The sequence below is a fragment of the Xanthobacter pseudotagetidis genome (genome assembly GCF_043194795.2).
In the GTDB taxonomy this organism is placed as follows: domain Bacteria; phylum Pseudomonadota; class Alphaproteobacteria; order Rhizobiales; family Xanthobacteraceae; genus Xanthobacter; species Xanthobacter tagetidis_A.
In genome coordinates this window covers 3,231,273-3,249,719 of the sequence record NZ_CM195534.1, presented here as the reverse complement: position 1 = coordinate 3,249,719, position 18,447 = coordinate 3,231,273, and the positions used below count along the sequence as shown (strand labels likewise).

General features: G+C 70.8%; 15 protein-coding genes. 3 read left to right on the top strand and 12 right to left on the bottom strand.

Annotated elements, in window-relative coordinates:
- Nucleotides 1-85: 85 nt before the first annotated feature.
- Entirely contained in the window at nt 86-727 is a 642-nt protein-coding gene (locus V5F67_RS14910; RefSeq protein ID WP_394017019.1) for a TMEM175 family protein, read from the bottom strand.
- 74 nt (nt 728-801) lie between these two features.
- Nucleotides 802-2,148 carry an aminotransferase-like domain-containing protein gene (locus tag V5F67_RS14905; protein WP_394017799.1) on the bottom strand — a complete coding sequence of 449 codons (1,347 nt, stop codon included), beginning with the start codon at nt 2,146-2,148 and terminating at the stop codon, nt 802-804.
- Between the two features lie 160 nt (nt 2,149-2,308).
- Here V5F67_RS14905 and V5F67_RS14900 point away from each other — a divergent pair, with 160 nt between their 5' ends.
- The gene (locus V5F67_RS14900) at nt 2,309-3,169 is read left to right on the top strand and encodes a DMT family transporter (RefSeq protein ID WP_394017020.1); all 861 of its coding nucleotides are present in this window, start codon (nt 2,309-2,311) and stop codon (nt 3,167-3,169) included.
- A gap of 54 nt (nt 3,170-3,223) precedes the next feature.
- On the opposite strand, the gene V5F67_RS14895 is transcribed toward V5F67_RS14900, so the two are convergent.
- From V5F67_RS14895 to V5F67_RS14865, 7 genes are all read right to left on the bottom strand, one after another.
- On the bottom strand, nt 3,224-4,024 hold the full coding sequence (locus V5F67_RS14895) for an FAD binding domain-containing protein (RefSeq protein WP_394017021.1): 801 nt from the start codon (nt 4,022-4,024) through the stop codon (nt 3,224-3,226).
- Between the two features lie 11 nt (nt 4,025-4,035).
- Nucleotides 4,036-6,405 carry a xanthine dehydrogenase family protein molybdopterin-binding subunit gene (locus V5F67_RS14890; RefSeq protein ID WP_394017022.1) on the bottom strand — a complete coding sequence of 790 codons (2,370 nt, stop codon included), beginning with the start codon at nt 6,403-6,405 and terminating at the stop codon, nt 4,036-4,038.
- 105 nt (nt 6,406-6,510) lie between these two features.
- Nucleotides 6,511-7,032, bottom strand: a complete 522-nt coding sequence (locus tag V5F67_RS14885; protein WP_394017023.1) for a (2Fe-2S)-binding protein — start codon at nt 7,030-7,032, stop codon at nt 6,511-6,513.
- 204 nt (nt 7,033-7,236) lie between these two features.
- On the bottom strand, nt 7,237-8,793 hold the full coding sequence (locus V5F67_RS14880; protein WP_394017024.1) for a TolC family protein: 1,557 nt from the start codon (nt 8,791-8,793) through the stop codon (nt 7,237-7,239).
- A gap of 4 nt (nt 8,794-8,797) precedes the next feature.
- Nucleotides 8,798-10,702, bottom strand: coding sequence for an FUSC family protein (locus V5F67_RS14875; protein ID WP_394017025.1), 1,905 nt, complete (start codon nt 10,700-10,702; stop codon nt 8,798-8,800).
- A complete protein-coding gene (gene mdtN, locus V5F67_RS14870; RefSeq protein WP_394017026.1) occupies nt 10,686-11,735 on the bottom strand; it encodes a multidrug transporter subunit MdtN in 1,050 nt (349 codons plus the stop codon). Before mdtN ends, V5F67_RS14875 begins: the two co-directional genes overlap by 17 nt.
- Nucleotide 11,736: 1 nt before the next feature.
- Nucleotides 11,737-12,015, bottom strand: a complete 279-nt coding sequence (locus V5F67_RS14865) for a YtcA family lipoprotein (protein WP_394017027.1) — start codon at nt 12,013-12,015, stop codon at nt 11,737-11,739.
- A 477-nt stretch (nt 12,016-12,492) separates the two neighbouring features.
- On the opposite strand from V5F67_RS14865, the gene V5F67_RS14860 reads away from it, so the two are divergent.
- A complete protein-coding gene (locus V5F67_RS14860; RefSeq protein WP_394017028.1) occupies nt 12,493-13,608 on the top strand; it encodes a linear amide C-N hydrolase in 1,116 nt (371 codons plus the stop codon).
- Between the two features lies 1 nt (nt 13,609).
- On the opposite strand, the gene clcA is transcribed toward V5F67_RS14860, so the two are convergent.
- Complete coding sequence (clcA, locus tag V5F67_RS14855; protein WP_394017029.1) at nt 13,610-14,995, bottom strand: H(+)/Cl(-) exchange transporter ClcA; 1,386 nt, start codon at nt 14,993-14,995, stop codon at nt 13,610-13,612.
- A 195-nt stretch (nt 14,996-15,190) separates the two neighbouring features.
- Between clcA and V5F67_RS14850 the strand changes: the two genes are divergently transcribed.
- Entirely contained in the window at nt 15,191-15,820 is a 630-nt protein-coding gene (locus V5F67_RS14850) for a general stress protein (RefSeq protein WP_394017030.1), read from the top strand.
- A 63-nt stretch (nt 15,821-15,883) separates the two neighbouring features.
- Here V5F67_RS14850 and V5F67_RS14845 read toward each other — a convergent pair whose 3' ends face one another.
- Together V5F67_RS14845 and V5F67_RS14840 are read right to left on the bottom strand one after the other, a co-directional pair.
- On the bottom strand, nt 15,884-16,366 hold the full coding sequence (locus tag V5F67_RS14845; protein WP_394017031.1) for a hypothetical protein: 483 nt from the start codon (nt 16,364-16,366) through the stop codon (nt 15,884-15,886).
- A gap of 90 nt (nt 16,367-16,456) precedes the next feature.
- Nucleotides 16,457-18,442, bottom strand: coding sequence for an FUSC family protein (locus V5F67_RS14840; protein WP_394017032.1), 1,986 nt, complete (start codon nt 18,440-18,442; stop codon nt 16,457-16,459).
- Between the last annotated feature and the right edge of the window lie 5 nt (nt 18,443-18,447).

Sequence of the window (18,447 nt, the reverse complement as noted above, 5' to 3'; positions counted from 1 at the left end):
AGCCTCGCAAGGTGCCGGAAAGGTGGGCGCCACGCTGCAGTTCGGCAATCCGTTGAACTACGGACGGCAAAAGATTGGAATATCTCTAGCTTCTGTCGGCCTCGGCCGGCGTTTTCGGCCAGAAGGGCAGGCGGCTCAGGATGTTGAGAAGGTAGGCGTACATCGCGGCATGGGGCGCCACGAGGCCGAGCAGGGCCGAGAGCAGGGCGCTCGCGAGGAACAGCGGCAGGCGGTCGCCGAAGGCGGCAACCAGGCTGCGCCGCTCCGGGGCCACGTCCAGATAGCGCAGGGCCACCACCAGCAGCGCCAGCGCGCCCATGTTGGCGGCATAGACGAGGATGGCGGGCGAGAATGCGCCGTAGCGGCTGACGAGGCCGGACGAGAACGGCACCACGGTGACGAGGAACAGCAGCCACAGGGACACGCCGACCACATTGTGCCCGACCTGCTCCTCGCTCCTGCGCGTCTCGATGGTGCCGCGCCAGAACGCGCCCAAGACAAGGAAGCTGATGAGGTAGGTCAGGGTCTCGTGGCCGAGCGACAGCAGGTGCGCGGTGAGCGCGGCCGCATCGTCGATCTTCAGGTCGTCGGGCAGGCGGATGTCGAGCACCAGCAGCGTCATGGCGAAGGCGAACACGCCGTCGGTGAGCGCATCCACCCGCGACTTCGGGAAGCGGGCGTGGTGCTCTGCACGCCCGGCGTGTCGGCTCTCGGCGTTCTGGCTCATCTGGGCGGCCCCGGCGCGCGATGGTTCGGCGGCATCCTATCGGCTGCGGCGGCGATTGCGAGCTCTCTTGCGCTTCATCCCAAGGCGCGCGCGATCACGCGCAGCGCCTCGTGGTCTATTTGCGCGACGTTGAAGCGCATGAAGTCCGGGGCCGACTGGCTGGGGCTGAAAACGTTGCCCGGCGCCAGCACCACCCCTTCGGCGAGCGCGGCCCGCGCCACCTCGGCCGCGTCGCGGCCGCCCGGCAGCCGGCACCAGAGATAGAAGCCGCCACGTGGCTCGATCCAGGGGATGATCCCGAGGCCGGCGAGGTCGATCGCCGCCTCGCAGCGTCGCTGGGCGAGCCGCCCATGCAAGGCGGCGAGGTGCTTGCGGTAGCTCCCATCGCTGAGCGTGCGCAGCACGAGCTCGGCGGCCATCGGGCTCGGGCCGCCGAAATTGGTGGCGACCTGGAGGTCCCTCAGGCCCTCGACCCAGTCCGGCCGGGGGACGATGTAGCCGCAGCGGATGGACGCCGACAGCGTCTTCGAGAAGCTGCCGATGCGCACCACCCGCGCCAGCCCATCCAGCGCGGCGAGGCGAGGGGAGGGCTCGGGCTCGAAATCGGCGAAGATCTCGTCCTCGACGATGGTGAGGTCGTGCGCGGCGGCGGCGGTGAGCACCTGGTGCGCGGTGCGCGGCGACAGCGTCGCGCCGGTGGGGTTGTGGAGCGCCGAATTGGTCACGTAGAGACGCGGACGGTGCACGGCCAGCGCCTCGGCGAAGCGGTCGGGGTCGGGCCCCGTGGCCGTGAAGGGCACGCCGACGACCTTCGCCCGGTGGGCGCGCAGCAGAGCCTGGAAATTGAAGTAGCAGGGATCGTCCACCAGCACCGTGTCGCCGGGATTGAGCAGGAACCGGCAGACCAGGTCGATGGCCTGCGTGCCCGAGGGCGTGAGGACGATCTGCTCCGGCCCCGCCTCGATGCCGTCGGCCGCGCACTGGCGCGCCAGAAGGCGGCGCAGAGCGGGCGAGCCCTGTGTCGCGCCATAGTCGGTGAGCACCGCGGCGTCCGCCTTGGAGAGGGCGCGGACGGCGCGGCGCAGCGCGGCTTCCGGCATCCAGTCCGGCGGCAGCCATCCGCAGCCGGGCCGGCGCGCGCCGGCCGCCGCATCGAGCGACTGGCGCGAGACCCAGAACGGATCGATGGCGCGGTCGAGCGCCGGACCGTCCTCCGCCAGCGCCAGGGGCGCCGGCACGCCGACCGCATAGAAGCCGGCGCCGGGGCGCGAGCGGATCAGGCCTTCCGCCGCGAGGCGGTCATAGGCCTCCACCACGGTGGAGGGCGACACCGCGAGATCGCGCGCTAGCTTGCGGATGGAGGGCAGCCGCTCGCCGGGCGACAAGGCGCGGCGTGCGATGCGGCCGCGAATGGTGGCCATGATCCGCTCGGTGCGGGTCTCGCCCGTCCCGGTTTCGATGCCGGTGCTCGCCAACTGTATGGCTCCTGTAATCCATACTGTTTGGACAAATTGTATGGGTGTGTGCCTGTCGCCGCAACCGGCAGCGCGCTATCGCCGGGGCATCGTGGCGGAGGCCATCATGCAGCGCGGACTGGACGGCTGGGGCAGCGGGCTCCTCGGCGTCGTGATCTTCTCGGGTTCGCTCCCGGCGACACGGGTGGCGGTGGGCGGCTTCACGCCGCTGTTCCTCACATCGGCGCGCGCCGTGATCGCGGCGCTGCTCGGGGCGGCGCTGCTGCTCGCCTTGCGCCAGAGGCGGCCTGCGCGCGGCGACATCGGCCCGCTCGCCGTGGTGGCGCTCGGCGTGGTGGTCGGGTTCCCGCTTTTGACCGCGCTGGCGCTCCAGCACATCTCGGCGGCGCGCTCCATCATGTTCGTGGGCCTGCTGCCGTTCGCAACCGCGATGTTCGGCGTGATCCGGGCCGGGGAGCGGCCGAAGCCCGCCTTCTGGCTGTTCTCGGTGCTGGGCGCTGCAGCTGTGGCGGGCTTTGCCTTGGCGAACGGCGCCGCCGGCACGCGCGCGGGCGACCTGCTGATGGCGGCCGCCATCCTGGCGTGCGGGCTCGGCTATGCCGAGGGCGCGCGCCTCTCGCGCCGGCTCGGTGGATGGCAGGTGATCTCCTGGGCCCTGGTGCTGTCATTGCCGCCCATGGCGACGCTTGCCCTCGTCACGCTGCCGGGCGGCTTCGCGGGCATCGGCGGGCCGGCCTGGATCGGGCTCGCCTACGTCTCGGTGTTCAGCATGCTGGTGGGGTTCGTGTTCTGGTATCGCGGCCTCGCGCGCGGCGGCATCGCCGCCGTGGGCCAGCTCCAGCTGCTCCAGCCCTTCTTCGGCCTCGCGCTCGCAGCGGCGCTGCTGGGCGAGCCGGTGGCCTGGAGCATGGTGGCGGTGACGGGCCTCGTGGTGCTCTGCGTCGCCGGCGCCAAGCGCTTCGCGTGACGTGCTCCCGAGGCGGGGAGGGAAGGGGCCGCGCGCGGCGACCCCTCGCAATGGTCAGGCCAGCGCCTTCGCCACCGCGCGCTTCGCCATGGCCTTCACCAGCTGGGCGCGATACGCGGCGCTGCCGTGCAGGTCGCTCATGAGGTCGGCGGGGTCGAGTTCCAGGCTCGCGAGCGCGGACGGCGAGAAGTCCGACGCGAGGATGTCGCCGGCCTCCTCCCACAGGAACACGCCCGACTGCCCGGCCCCCGTCACCGCCACGCGCACCGCGTCGGCGGTCTTGGCGACGAACACGCCGGCCATGGCGTAGCGGGACGCCGGGTTCGGGAACTTGCAGTAGCCGGCCCGCTCGACCTTCGGGAAGTCGACGCGGGTGATGATCTCGCCTTCCTCCAGCGCCGTGGTGAACAGGCCCTGGAAATAGTCTCCGGCGGCGATGGAGCGCCGGTCGGTGACCACGGAGGCGTTCAGCGCCAGCACGGCGGCGGGATAGTCGGCAGTGGGGTCGTCATTGGCGAGCGAGCCGCCGAGCGTGCCGCGGTTGCGCACCGCCGGGTCGCCGATCAGGCCGGCGAGGTCGGCGAGCGCAGGGATCGCCGCGTGAACGACATCCGAGGTCGCCACCGCCACGTGCTTCACCAGCGCGCCGATCGCGACGCCCTCCGCCGTCTTCTCGATGGCGGAAAGGCCGGGCAGGCGGGCGAGGTCGACGAGGACGGTCGGCTGGGCGAGGCGCTGCTTGAGGGTGGGCAGCAAGGTCTGGCCGCCGGCGAGGATCTTGGCCTCGGGATCGGCCTTGAGCAAGGCCGATGCGTCGGCGAGGGCGGCGGGGCGCTGATAGTCGAAGGCATACATGAGGCGTTCTCCTATTCGGCGGCCTGGCGCACGGCGCGGGTCTTGGCGAGCGCCCACACCTTGGCGGGGGTGGTGGGCATGGGCACGTCCTGGGTGCCGAGCGCGTCGGCGAGGGCGTTGATGACGGCGGCGGGCGCGGCGATGGCGCCGGCCTCGCCGCACCCCTTGATGCCGAGCGGGTTGGAGGGGCAGCGCGTCTCGGTGAGGCCGACTTGGAACGAGGGCAGATCGTCGGCGCGCGGCATGGTGTAGTCCATGTAGGAGCCGGTCACGAGCTGGCCGTCGGCGTCGTAGGTGACGCCTTCCAGCAGCGCCTGGCCCACCCCCTGGGCGATGCCGCCATGCACCTGGCCCTCGACGATCATCGGGTTGATGACGACGCCGAAATCGTCCACCGCCGTGAAGCGCACGATGCGCGTCACCCCGGTCTCCGGATCCACCTCGACCTCGCAGACGTGGCATCCGGCCGGGAAGGTGAAGTTCGTCGGGTCGTAGAAGGCGCCTTCCTTCAGCCCCGGCTCGATCTCGGAGGTGGGGAATTTGTGCGCCACGTAGGCATTGAGCGCGACCTCGGCGAAGGCGAGGGAGCGGTCGGTGCCGGCGACGGTGAACTTGCCGTCCTTAAACTCGATATCGCCCTCGGCGGCTTCCAGGATATGGGCGGCGATCTTCTTCGCCTTGGCCTCGACCTTGTCGAGCGCCTTGGAGATGGCGCTCATGCCCACCGCGCCGGAGCGCGAGCCATAGGTGCCCATGCCGAACTGCACCTTGTCGGTGTCGCCGTGCACCACGCTCACCTGGTCGATGGGGATGCCGAGCCGTGCCGAGACCAGTTGCGCGAAGGTGGTCTCGTGGCCCTGGCCGTGGCTGTGGGAGCCGGTAAGGACCTCGACATTGCCGGTGGGGTTCACGCGCACCTCGGCGCTCTCCCACAGGCCGACGCCGGCCCCCAGCGAGCCCACCGCCGCGGAGGGGGCGAGGCCGCACGCCTCGATATAGTTGGACAGGCCGATGCCGCGCAGCATGCCGCGCGCCTCCGCCTCCGCCCTGCGGGCCGGGAAGCCCTTGTAGTCCGCCATCTCCAGCGCCTTGTCGAGGCAGGCGCCGTAGTCGCCAGCGTCGTAGCACACGATGACCGGCGTCTGGTGGGGGAAGGAGGTGACGAAGTTGATGCGGCGGAACTCGGCCGGGTCCATGCCCAGCTCACGCGCCGCCTTGTCCATGATCCGCTCCACCAGGAAGGTGGCCTCGGGGCGGCCCGCGCCGCGATAGGCGTCCACCGGCGCGGTGGTGGTGTAGAGCGCATCCACCTCCACATGGATCGCTGGCATGGCGTACTGCCCGGAGAGCAGCGGCGCGTAGAGATAGGTGGGGATGCACGAGGAGAAGGTGGACATGTAGGCGCCGAGATTGGCGCGGGTGTGCACCTTGAAGCCGAGGATTTTCCCTGCCGCGTCGGTGGCAAGCTCCGCATGGGAGATGTGGTCGCGCCCGTGCGCGTCGGAGAGGAAGGCTTCCGAGCGGTCGGCGGTCCACTTCACAGGCCGGCCGACCTTCTTCGCCGCCCAGGCGCAGACGGTCTCCTCCGCATAGATGAATATCTTCGAGCCGAAGCCGCCGCCCACGTCCGGCGCGATGACGCGCAGCTTGTGCTCGGGGGCGATGCCGACGAAGGCCGAGAGCACGAGGCGCGCCACGTGCGGGTTCTGGCTGGTGGTCCAGAGCGTGTAGGCCTCGTCGCCCGGATCGTACTCGCCGATGGCGGCGCGCGGCTCCATGGCGTTGGGGGCGAGGCGGTTGTTGACGAGGTCGATCTTCGTCACGTGCGCCGCCTTGGCGAAGCCGGCCTCGGTCGCGGCCCTGTCGCCCAGTTCCCACTCATAGGCGATGTTGCGCGGGGCATTTTCGTGGACCTGGGCGCCGGCATCGGCGGCGCCCAGGTCGGCGACCGCGGGCAGCACCTCGTAGTCGACCGCGATGGCGGCGGCGGCGTCCTTGGCGGTGTCGAGCGTCTCGGCGATCACCACGGCCACGTGGTCGCCCACATAGCGCACCTTGTCCTTGGCGAGGGCGGGGTGGGAGCCCATGCGCATGGGCGTGCCGTCCTTCGAGGTGACGAGCCAGCCGCAGATCAGGTCGCCGATCTTGTCGGCGGCGAGGTCCGCGCCGGTGAGGATGTCGACGACGCCGGGCATGGCCTTCGCCGCGCGCGCGTCGATGCCTCGAATGGTGGCGTGGGCATGGGGCGAGCGCAGGAAATAGGCGAAGGCCTGGCCGGGCCGTGAGAGGTCGTCGGTGTAGCGGCCCTTGCCGGTGATGAAGCGCTGGTCTTCCTTGCGCCGGACCGCGGCGCCGATGGGGGTGACGGTGCTGTCGTTCATGGCGAAGTCCTTGGCGTGTCCTCCCGGAGGACGGGACGTTCCCGGCGTGCTTGTGCTGGCGCGCCTGCTATTTCATCGAGTGGCGCCGCGGCGGAAGGCGGGCGCCTATTCGGCAGCCACCTTCGCGCCCGCGCCCATGGCCGCGGCGCCGGCGCCGATCGCCTTGACGATGTTGTGATAGCCCGTGCATCGGCAGAGATTGCCCTCCAGGTTCTCCCGGATGGTCGTCTCGTCGAGGTCGGGGCCGAGCCGCGCCACCATGTCGAGCGCGGTCATGATCATGCCCGGCGTGCAGAAGCCGCATTGCAGGCCATGATGCTCGCGGAAGGCCTCCTGCATGGGGTGCAGGCCCGAGGGGCCGGCGATGCCTTCGATGGTGGTCACGCTCGCGCCGTCCGCCTGGACCGCGAGCATGGTGCAGGACTTCATGGCCGCGCCGTCCACATGGACCACGCAGGCGCCGCACTGGCTGGTGTCGCACCCCACATGGGTGCCGGTGAGCAGCAGCTTCTCGCGCAGGAACTGCACCAGCAGCGTGCGCGGGTCGAGCTCCGCGGACACGGGCCGGCCGTTCACCGTCATCGAGACGGCGACCTTGCCGGCGGCAGCGTTGGTGATCTCGGGCATTCCTCTCCTCCACCGGGTGCCGAACGGGCGCGCGGGCTCTTGCGCCCGCGTCAGCAGGGCCGGTCGAGCCGGACCTTTTCATTATTCCAGTGTGAGACGGTCCCGCGCGCCCGGTCAAGCGAGGAGATGGGGGATCGCGGGGCGCGGCTTCACGTGGCGGAAGGCCTGCAGCGCGCCGCCTCCGGCAGGCTTCAGGCGATCCGCCTACCGCGCGATCAATTGTGCCGGCACGTCGCGCGAGGTCATGGCGCCGAGCACGAAGGCGAGGTTTGCGGCGGCCACCAGCGCCGCCGCGTGGGCGTCCGACTGGGCGATCCGCGCGCTCTGGAGCCCGCTGTCGGCGGCGACCGCCACCTGGATGTTGCCGAGCCCGTTGCGGTAGGCGTCGAGGGCCGCGTCATAGGTGGTCGCCGCCGCCTTGGCGAGTGCGCTCGCGGCGGTGTAGGCGGCGAGCGCCGAGCGCAGCGTGTCGGCGCTGACCACGATCTCCCGCGCCGCCGCATCGCGCGTCTTGTCGAACGTGGCCTCGGTGACCGCCGCGAGCGACTCGGCGTTCTTGAGCTGTGCCGCCCGCAGGCCGCCGTCATAGATCGGCATGGTGGCGCCCACCAGCACGCCGGAGGCGGAGGAGATCTGGCCGATGGTCGGCAGGCCGGAGGCGCTGAGATTGGTGGTGCCGCCCGCCGCCACGGCGCCGAGATAGACCTTCGGCAGGAACTCCGCCTCCGCCGCCTTGATGGCGGACTGGCTCGCCTTCATGGCCGAGAAGGCGGCAAGCACGTCCGGGCGCTGGGCCAGCGCCGAGGTGATGAGCGCCTCGGTGGGCACGCCCACGGTGCCGGGCAGCCGGCGCCCGCCGGTCTCGCGCACCTTCAGCTCGGTCATGGGCGAGACCCCCATGGCGGCGAGCAGGCCCTGGTAGGTGTCGCGCTCGGCGCCCTGGGCCTGGACCAGGCCGAACCGCGACTGCGCCACCTGCTGGCGCGCCTGCGCCACCTCCACGGTGGTGCCGATGCCGTTCTTCATGCGGGACTCGGCCGCGTCCTCGATCCGCCGGCTGTTGGCGAGCGTCTCGGCGGAGATGCGCGCCCGGTTCTGCGCAGCCCCGTAGAGGAAATAGGCGCGCGTCACGTCGTAGATGATCTTCTGGTGCGCGCCGTTGAACAGCACGTTGGTGGCGGCGGCGTTGTGGCGCGCCGTCTCGTGCAGTGCGGCGCGCTGGCCGAAGTCGAACACCAGCCATTGCAGCGCCACCTGGGGCGATATGCCTTCCACCGTGGTGGTGACGCTGTCCTTGCCGCCGATGGAGACCGGCAGCGGATTGGCGAAACGCTGCGTGCCGCCGATCACGCTGGCGGCGATGAAGGGCAGATAGGTCGCCTCCACCATGCCGGTGGCGAGCGCCGCCTGCCGCGCCTGCTGCCAGGCGATGCGGGTCAGCGGATTGCGGCTCTGGGCGATGTCGATCAGCTCGGGCAGGCTATAGGCCTTCGCGCGCGAGATGCCGGGCGTCGGGGTGAGCGCCGCGACCGCGGGATCTGCGGGCACGCGGAAGTCGGGCGGCGGCGTGCCGCCACCCTGCTCGTTGGCGGGGGGCGGGGCGTGCGCCGGGTCGGCGGCAGCCTCGGCCGGGGTCCAGGGCTTCGAGGGGTCGGCGGGCGCGGTGTCGAGCGCGCTCAGCGCGCAGGCGGACAGGAGCGTGCCGGCGACCAGGAGCGCGGCGGCGCGGACGGCGGCGCTGAAGAAAGGGATGCGCGCCATGCCGCTACCCCGCCGCCAATTGCGCGATGCGCCGGGCGTGCAGGTCGAGCGGGCTGTCGGGCGCGACATCCGCGTCCGCATCGCTGTCCTCGGGCGCCGGCGTTCCGCCGATGTACGCGGCCACCGCCGTGAGGCGCCGCGCCACCCCGTCCGTCTCATCCGGCGAGAACATGAGCGCCGGCAGCAGGGCCTGCGCCTCGGCGGCGAGCGCGTCGAGCTGTGCGAGGCGAGCCGGAGGCGGGCGCTGGGATGCCGGCTCGAATGGCAGCAGGCGCAGCTGCTCGCGGGTCCGGTCGAGCTCCGTGGCGGCGATCGCGGCGTCGTCGGTCGCCTGGGCACGCGCAGCTGGCGCCATGGCGGCGATCCGCGCCAGCGCCGACAGCCCGGCGGCCAGATGCGCGCGCCCGTCGACGACGGCGCTCTTGGGCCAGATGCCGGTGAAATAGAGATAGACCACAAGGTTGCCGAGCAGGATGCCGATGATGCGGTCGCGCCCGGAATCCATGTCGAGGCTCGGCGCGAAGCCGTTGAGGATGGTGAGCAGGAAGGCGAGGCCGATCTGCACGCCGGCATACGAGATGCGCTCGCTCCCCGCGGACACCCAGGCGGCCGGCAGCACGCCGAGGAACACCAGCACCATCAGTCCGCCCACCGAATCCAGGGCCGGGATCACGAACAGGATCGACAGGAAGCCGAGGCCCGCCCCGACGAGGCAGCCGCTGATGCGCAATGCCAGCTTGTGGACGGTCTCGCCGGTGGTGCCCAGCGCCGCCACGTAGCAGGTGATCATGGCGGTGTGGATACCCTGCCAGCCGATCAGCGAATAGGTCAGGTAGCAGGTGATGGCCGCCGCCGTGGTCTTCAGGGCATAGCGCTCGTAATCGGGATTGGTGAGCGCGTCAGCGGCGAGGAAGGCCGGCTTGGCGGGCGCCGCGGCCGTGCCGCCGTCGGGCCGCGCCAGCCCTGCGAGCTGCGCCGCGATCGCGGCGAGCGGCCCCGTCCCGGCCGCTGCGTCCGCCTGCGCGGGCTGCGGCATGCCGCCGGCCGAGACGGCGGCGGCCGCCGCGCGGCACTGGCGCGCCAGTGCCTCCCTGGCATCGCGCGCGGCATCGGCCGGGACCGCGGCAGCGGCGAGCAGCAGCCGGTAGCTGGTGGACGCAGCGCCGGCGAGCCAGGTCACCGCCGCCTTCGGCGCGGTGTTGAAGAGGGCCGCCATCATCGCCCGCTTGCCGCTCTCCGCCGTGCCCTGGGCCACGTCCTCCACCAGCGCCTCGCGCGCATCCCGATCGCCGTCGAGGAGGTCCGCCGCGCGCAGGAGGCGTGCCGCCACCGTGCCGCGCAGAAGGGTATGCGGGCCGGTGCCCAGGACCAGGTAGAAGACGATCATCAGCGCCATGGGCATGACCGCCATCTGCCACGCATAGAGCAGGCCGCGCGTGACCACCTCGCCCGCCGGCACGTCGTCCACCAGCGTCAGGATGAAGGCGATGACGAGGGCGATGATGGAGCCGATCTCGCCCAGCTGGGAGGCCGCTCCGAGATAGACGAAAGCGAACGAGGTCGCCGCGATCACCACGATCCGCATCAGCGGGCTTTCGGCCGTCGCCTGGATCACCGGCGCCAGGAGGAGCACCACCACGCTGGCGAGGATGATGAGGCCGATGGCCTGGCCGACGCACTCGGCGCCGTTGGGCCGCGCGAGGAAGATGACGAGGTAGCAGCCGATGGCCGCCTCCGGCACCTTGTAGACCATGGCGACGGCGGCGACGAGCGCACAGAGCAGCGCCACCCGCCACGCCATGGCGAAACGGCCGGGGAAGGGCTGCACGTCCCGCCACGCCTGGAGGAGGATTCCCGGCCACGGGGAGGCCCAGCGGGCGTCCGGCGCGGCGTCAGCAGCGGGAGCCATGGTGCACCGTCGCCGTGGCGGACGCGCCGACGCGCATCAGGTTCGCCGGCGGATCGAACAGTCGGATGCGGACCGGAAAGCGCTGCGCCACCCGCACCCAGTCGAGGGATTTCGGCACCAGCGGCATCTTGCGCGGGATGTTGATCAGCTCCTCCGAGACCACGCCCCAGCCGATGCCCTCCACGCGCCCGCGGATGGGGAGGGTGCGGTCGGCCAGCGTATAGACAGTGGCGCAGGCGCCGATGGCGATGCCGGGAAGCTCGGTCTCCACGAACGCGGCGGAGGCGAACCACGCTTCGGTGCTGATGAGGGTGAACACCGACTGGCCGGGCAGCACGTATTCCCCGGCGGCGAGGTTGAGGCCCACCACCTTGCCGTCGAACGGCGCGCGCACCTGCGTGTCCGCGAGCGCGCGCTCGGCGAGGGCTAAGGCGGCGCGGCGCGCCTCCACGGCGGCGCCGGCGGCGGCGGCATCGCTCACCAGCGCGTCGGCCGCCGTCTCCTGCTGGAGCGCCTGCTTGAGGCTGATCTCGGCGTCGCGCTTGGCGGTGGCGGCGTCGTCCACCTGCTGGGCGCTCACGTAGCCCTTGGGCCGCATGGCCTCGAGCCGGGCAAGGGTCTGCGTCGCGAGCTCCAGGTTGGAGCGGGCGCGGCCCACCTGCTCGGCGGCGATGACCGCGTTGGCGCGCGCGGCGGTGAGGCTGCGCTGGCGGTCGGCATAGGCCGCCTCGGCGATCTTCAGGTCAGCCGCCACCTGGGCGAGCTGCAGGCGGTACGGCACCGGATCGAGCGCGAACAAGAGCTCGCCCTTGCGCACCGTCTCGTTCTCGCGCACGCCGAACGACGCGATGCGGCCCGGCACGGCGGCGGAGATATTGACCACGTCGGCGGTGAGCACCGCATCCTGGGAGAGCGGGTTCAGCTCGGTGTTGCGCACGTAGCGCCAGCCGAACAGCACCGCCGCGGCGACCGCCGCGACGCTCACCAGGATGGCGAGCCGCCGCTTGAGGTGAGCCTGCGCCGGGTCCGCCATGTCAGCGTCCGAAGCCGAGGATGGAGACCAGGAAGCCGATGGCGGCGGCGATGCTCACATAGATCGGCAGGCGAACCGGCATGGCGTCATCGATGCCGGCGCGGATGAGGGCGAAGCGGATCGCCACCGCGCCGAGGATGCCCACGAGCGCGCAGGCGAGCCAGGAGGGGAAGTAGGCGCCGAAGAAGGGGATGGAGGGCGCCCCCGCAGGCGCGCAGCCGGTGAGCAGGCCGGTGGCCGCCAGCAGGCCCGCCCGCGCCGCGGGGGGGATCGCCGCCAACCATGCGAGGCGCGTGCGTACCGGCGGCTTCGCGACCCGATATGGCGCCAGGATATCCAGCAATCGACACAGCCCCGGAACAATGCGGCGCAGCAAAATGCAACGAGAAGCCGCAGATGCCAGCCATCATGGCGTTAACGACTCTCTAACAGGCGGCATGGCTGATTCAAACCCCTCGAAGCCGATGCGGCTGAGTTCTCCCGTTCTGGCAACATTGATGATCCCAAATGGGATATCGTGAGCGCGAGGTTGGTTCTATTGCAATGGCCCCCACATGTTGCCACGTTGAATATCCCGGCATCGGCAACCCTGCCGCCCGATGGTGCGTGTTTTATTATTCCTCAGCCCAAGCTATTGTCAGGGCTGTCCGGGTTGCGGCGATGATTATTCGAGCGCTCCGGTAAAATTCCGCCCATCCCTGCCGGCAGGGATGGGCGGATACGGATTCGGGAATCGGTTTCTGGGGGAACGGCGCAGATGTGCACTTCGCTTGTCTACAAGGACGCGGCCGGCAAGGCCTATTTCGGCCGCACGCTCGAGCTCACCACCGATCTGCCCTACCAGATGGTCTATTTCCCGGCCGGCTTCTCCACCGTCTCGCAGGTGGAGGGGCACCCGGCGGTCACCTTTGCCGCGCGCAACGCCGTCCTTGCCGTGACCATGCCGGCTCGCGTGCCCACCGCCGCGGCGCCCCTGACCATGGCGGACCTGAAGGTGCTCGAAGGCCTCAACGACAAGGGCCTCACCTTCAGCCTGCTGTCCTATCCCACTGCGGCCGGCAAGCAGCGCTCTGTGGAGATGACGCGCGCGGTGCTCTGCGCCTCCGATCTCGGCACCTGGGTGCTGGGGCAGTTCTCCACCGTAGCCGAGGTGAAGGCGGCGCTGGAGGCGCAGCCGGTGATGCTGGTGCCGCTCGCCATCCTCGGCGGCGTGGTCTCGCCGTTTCACTACGTGGTGCACGACGCCTCGGGCGCCGCCCTGGTGCTCGAGTTCGACCAGGGCGAGATGCACGTCTACGACAACCCGGTGGGGGTGATGACCAACGGACCGCAGTTCAGCTGGCACCTCACCAATCTCAGCAATTACACCCACCTCAGCAACGTGGACCAGCCTAGCGCCACGTTCGGTGCCTTCAAGGCGACGCAGCCGGATTCCGGCATCGCCACCGCCGGGCTGCCGGGCTCCAGCACCTCGGTCGGGCGCTTCGTGCGCGCCGCCTACTATGCCCAGTTCACCGAGAAGGCTGCGACGCCGGACCTGGCGGTGATCACGCTCGGCCACGTGCTGAACCTGTTCGACCGTCCGCGCGGCGCCACCATCGACTATCCGAGCGCGGGCGGCGGACACCTGGAGGTGGAGGGGCTGAAGGAGGAAGCCGGGACGCCGTATGCCACCGAGTTCACCACCTGGACCAGCCTCGCCGACCTCGACCGGAAGCTGTTCTTCGTGCGCACCTATGGCGCGCTCAACTACACCCGCTTCGACCTTTCGGCCCTCGCCGGCGCAGCTGAGCCCAAGGTGCTGCCGTTCCAGGCGCTGAACGGCGCGGCGCCGGACGCATCGGCGGCGCTGCTCGCCGCGAAGGCGCCCTGACCTACCTCTGGTCCCAGCCGCCGATCTGCTGCTCGGCGGCTGGGTCGGGCGCGCGGGACTGGCCGTCGAGGCGCAAGGTGCGCTCCAGCAGCACCTCGTAGATCGGCCTGCCGCCCAGCCAGTCGGCGATGAAGTTGGCGAACATGCAGGTGAGCAGCACCGGAACCAGTACGGTGTAGGCGCCGGTCAGTTCCGCCAGCAGCACCACGCCGACGAGCGGCGCACGGATGGTGGCGGAGAACAGGCCGCCCATGGCCGCCACCGCCAGCGCCGCCGCCGCGCCCGGAGGCAGCGGCAGCGCCAGTTCCAGGCACAGGGCGAACAGCAGGCCGAAGGCGGTCGCCATGGCGAGGATGGGCGCGAAGATGCCCCCCGGCACACCGGTGGAATAGCTCGCCATGGTCATGGCGAAGCGGATCAGCACGATCAGCGCCATGGTGGCGAGCGGCAGGTTCTCCTTCACCAGGGAGACCGCGAGCAGCTCCCCGCCCATGGTGGCCTCGGGCCGCACCACGAGCAGCACGCCCACGGCGAATCCCACCAGCGCCGGCACGAGATAGAAGCTGGTGCGCCGGCCGATGCCGAGGGAGAGGTCCAGGGACCAGACCAGGCACCGGTTGAAGGCGACGCCGAGAAAGCCCAGCACGATGCCGAGCAGCACGAAGACCGGCAGGAATTCGAGCGGCATGGCCGGCACGGCCATGGCCATGAACGGGCGCGGCCCGGCGATCGCCTGGGTGACGATGCCGCTGGCGACGGACGCCAGCATCACGCCGGTATAGGTCTTGAGCGAATAGGGGAACTGGCGGCGCGTCTCCTCGATCACGAACAGGATCGAGGCGACCGGTGCGCTGAAGGCGGCGGCGAGGCCCGCGGCCGCGCCCGCCGCGAGCAGGCCCCGGTTTTCCTTGGTGGGAAGCTTCAGGCCTTCCGAGGCCGCCTGCGCCACAGACGCGCCCATGTGGATGGTCGGTCCCTCGCGGCCGATCACGAGGCCGGATCCGAGCGAAAGGAAGCCGCCGAAGAACTTCACCAGCAGGGCGCGCAGCCAGCGCACCTTCCGCAGGCCCTCCATGGCGCCCTCGATCTCCTGCACGCCCGATCCGCCGGCCTCGGGCGCGAAGGTGCGCACCATCCAGACCGACACCATCACCAGCACCGCGGCGACGCCGCCGGCGATCAGCAGAAAATGGGTCTCGTCGATCCCCGGTCCCATATGCGCCCGCAGCAGGCGGGGCCATTCCAGCGCGCGGTCGACGCCGAGGTGCAGCGCCGTGCCCAGCACGCCCGTGATCGCGCCGACGAAGATGGCGACGAGATAGAACACCGCATCACCGGCGCGGCTCGGCGAGGGTTCCGCCGGTGGGATGTGCTCCGAAACGCTCAAGACCATTCCCCCAGAACATGCCGAAAACGAGATGAATGTAATATTATTGTGCGATCTACCGAGGTCATTTACATGGTAGCTCTACAAAATACTCAATCCTTTTCCGGAGAAAAGGCGCGTTCTGCCTTGCGCGAAGGCGGGTCTTGATTTTAAGGTCTCTACGCAAGACGAGGCCGCGGCCGAGGAGAAGCCTTTATGTCCCTGGAAGTTGATGGCGCCGATTCCGGCGAGCGCACATACGAGGAGCGGGAGGCTGTCGCCGTCTTCCGTGACGAGGCCGCGCTTCATGCCGCCGTGGACGAGCTGATGCAGGCCGGCCTGCGGCAGGAGGACATGAGCCTGCTCGCCCATGGCGAGCGCCTCGCCAAGACCGGCTTCATGAGCGTCGAGGCGCTCGCCGACGCCGCGGACACGCAGCGCGCCCCCTATGTCGGCAGCGAATCGCGCACCGAGGCGCTTTCGGCCCTGGTCGGCGGGCCGGCCCTGGTTGCGGGGCTCGGCGTCGCGGCTGTGGTGGGAACGGGCGGCGCCGCCTTGATCCCGGTCATCGCCGCCACCGCCGGGGGCACCGCGGTGGGCGGCGCCCTGGGCATGGTCCTGGCGCGGGTGTTCGGCCGCAAGCACGCCGATCAGATCGCCAAGCAGGTCATGAGCGGCGGCCTGCTGCTCTGGGTCCACGCGCCCGATCCCGCGAACGACGCCAAGATCGTCGGCATCCTGAAGAAGAACGGCGCCAGCGACGTGCATCTGCATGTGATCACCCGGAGCTGGGGCATCGCCGACGTGCCGCTGCACGACGCCAATCCCGACCCGCTTCTGCGCTGACCGCCCGTCGGACCGGCGACCCTCCCGCAGGCCGGGAGGGTCGAGGCCGGCACTTCGGCCGGCCTATTTCAGAGCCGAGGCGACGGTGCCCTGGATCCAGGCCTCGGGTGACACCCCCGCGGCGCGCGCCTTGGCGTTGATCGCGTCCACCACGGAGGGCGGGAAGCCGACATCGAGGATGATCTCGTCCGTGCCGTCGATCGCGAACACCGTGCGCGTGATGCGGGCCGCAAAGCGCGAGACGCGGCTCGACTTCTGCGCGTCGGTGAGGCCGGACTGCGATGCCACCACGGGGCAGTAGGCGGCGATCAGGTTGTCGATCACCAGCACCGGATTGGCGCCCTCGGCTTTCAGCGTGGTCACGGCGGCGTTGAGCTGGTCGATCTTGTCGAAGGCGTCGCCGGTGGGTAGCAGCGCCTTGATCTTGGCCGCCTGCGCCGCCTCGAGCGGCTTCGTCGGGCATTCGAACGGGGCGGCCGCATAGGCCGCGTTGCCCGCGCCGAGCGCGAGGGCGAATGCCGTGGCGATGAGGGTGCGTGCGTGCATGGTCCCAACCTTCCCAACGCGTGTGAAACGTAAACCGGGCGAGCCTCGCGCCATGGCCGGCATCGCCGCGCCCGATCGATGCCAGAATAGCTATGGAAGCGCCAGCGGCGGCGCCAGGAGAAATTGCCCCGCTTCCCTCAGCCGCGCCATGTGGTCGAGCTCGCCGACGATGCCGTCGAAGAGGTCGGCCAGCGCGGCGTTCCGGGTTCCAGGCGCCACGGCGCCGGACGGCGAGCGCGCGTCGGGTCGGGCGGCGATCTCGTCCGCGAGATAGTGCAGAGCGGCGGCATCGGCCTGGGACAGGGATGGCTGCGACGCGGAAATAGCGGTGATCCGGTCGCAGATGCGCTCCGCCGCGGCAATCAGCGGGAACCATGCCGTCGCCTCGTGGCAGGCGGGCGGCGGCTCCGCCAGCGCCGCCTGGAGGTGCGCCCGCATGCCGGACAGCCGGCGATAGGCCACCCGCCGGGTGGCGGAAATCCGCTCCGGGGCGGCATCGTCGGCGACTGCGCGCAGATAGGCGGCCATGGCCTCCTTGGCGCCGTGGAAGGTCGCGGACAATCGCCGGACATGCGTCCGTGGCCACGGGAAATAGCCGAAGACCAGGACGATCAGCCCTCCCGTCACCGTGTCGGTCACGCGCTGGAGGCCGTAATCCAGGTTCTTGGGCCCGGGGACGATGAGGTCCACCAGCACCAGGACCAGCGGTGTCAGCACCACAGCCTGGAGCGCGTAGGATCGGCGCATGGCCCAGGGGATGATGCCGGCGAACACGGCCATGGCCGCCACCAGCGCCAGCCCCTTGGGCAGGAAGATGAGGGCCAGCGCGCCGAACGCCGCCCCGACCACGGTTCCCGCAGACCGCAGCACTGCCCGCGCGAAGATCGAGCCGAGGTCGGGCTTCATGACCAGGCTGACCGTCAGCGGTATCCAGAACCAGTGCGGCGCCGTGATGATCCAGTGCGCGGCGTAGGCAACACCCATGCAGAGCGCCAGGGCGGCCGAGGACTGGACGACCTCGCGGCCAGGAAGGCGCTGGTCGATGGCGGTCTGGAGCCAAACGAATCCGGATGGCGGGAGGCCAGCGCCCCCACCGGCCTTGGGCTCGCCGAGCGCGGCGCACAGGGACGCGACGGCGTGTCCCAGGGCGTCCGCAGCCGTGGCTTGCGGTGCGAGGCCGTCGCCGTGCGTCACGGCCTCGGCTGCGTCGTCGAGCCGACGAGCCGTCCGTTCCAGGGCTGCGGCGTCGCTGGCGGACAGTATTGCTGCGAAGACCGCGTCGATGCTCTGCAGCACCGCTGCAAGGCGATCCGCCTCGGGGCTGCGGCCTACCGCATTGCGCCGGGTTTCGAGCACTTCGGCGCTGAAGGCCAGGAGGCGTTCGACGACCACGCGCCGCGCCGCCTCGACCTGCGGGCTTGAGTCCAGCGAGGCGCCGCTTGCCGCAAGCAGCCGATCGCGCCGGGCCGAGGCGAGGGCGGCGAGAGCGACCAGCACGTCCACGATTGTCGAGCGTCGCGAGCGTTCGCCCGCCGCGAGCGCCTCGACGGCGAGCACTGCGGCATAGAGCACGGCGCCGGCGAAAAACAACAGCGCGGCCTGCCAGAACATCCCAATGGCCGGCACGCCGATGGCGATGGATGCGAGCAGGAGCGCCTGCATGGCGCCGATGGAAAAGACCGCGCCAATGCCGCTCAGGATGCCGGCGGCGAAGGCGATCACCGTCATGGTCGCCACCACCGCCGGCCAGGGGAGCGCGCCCAGGTAGCCCGCGAGGAAGCCGAAGGCGCCGATGAAGGTGGCTCCGAGCACCTGACGGAGCCGTGCCGCGTAGGCGCCGGAGGGCTCGCCCGCCGCGGCCATCAGCGCGCCCATGGAGACCCACAGGCCAATCGTGACGGCATCGAGCGACAGACCCAGAGCCCAGGGCAGGCAGATGCAGAAGGCGGCGCGAAAGGCGCGCCCCCATTCCCAGGGGGCGGGCTTGATCCGCGCCAGCTCGCGCAGCCAGGAACCGGGGGCCTCGGCTCCGGGCTCCGGCGGGCCCGCGTCGGGCCCGGGCGTGCGGGTGTCCATGGCCG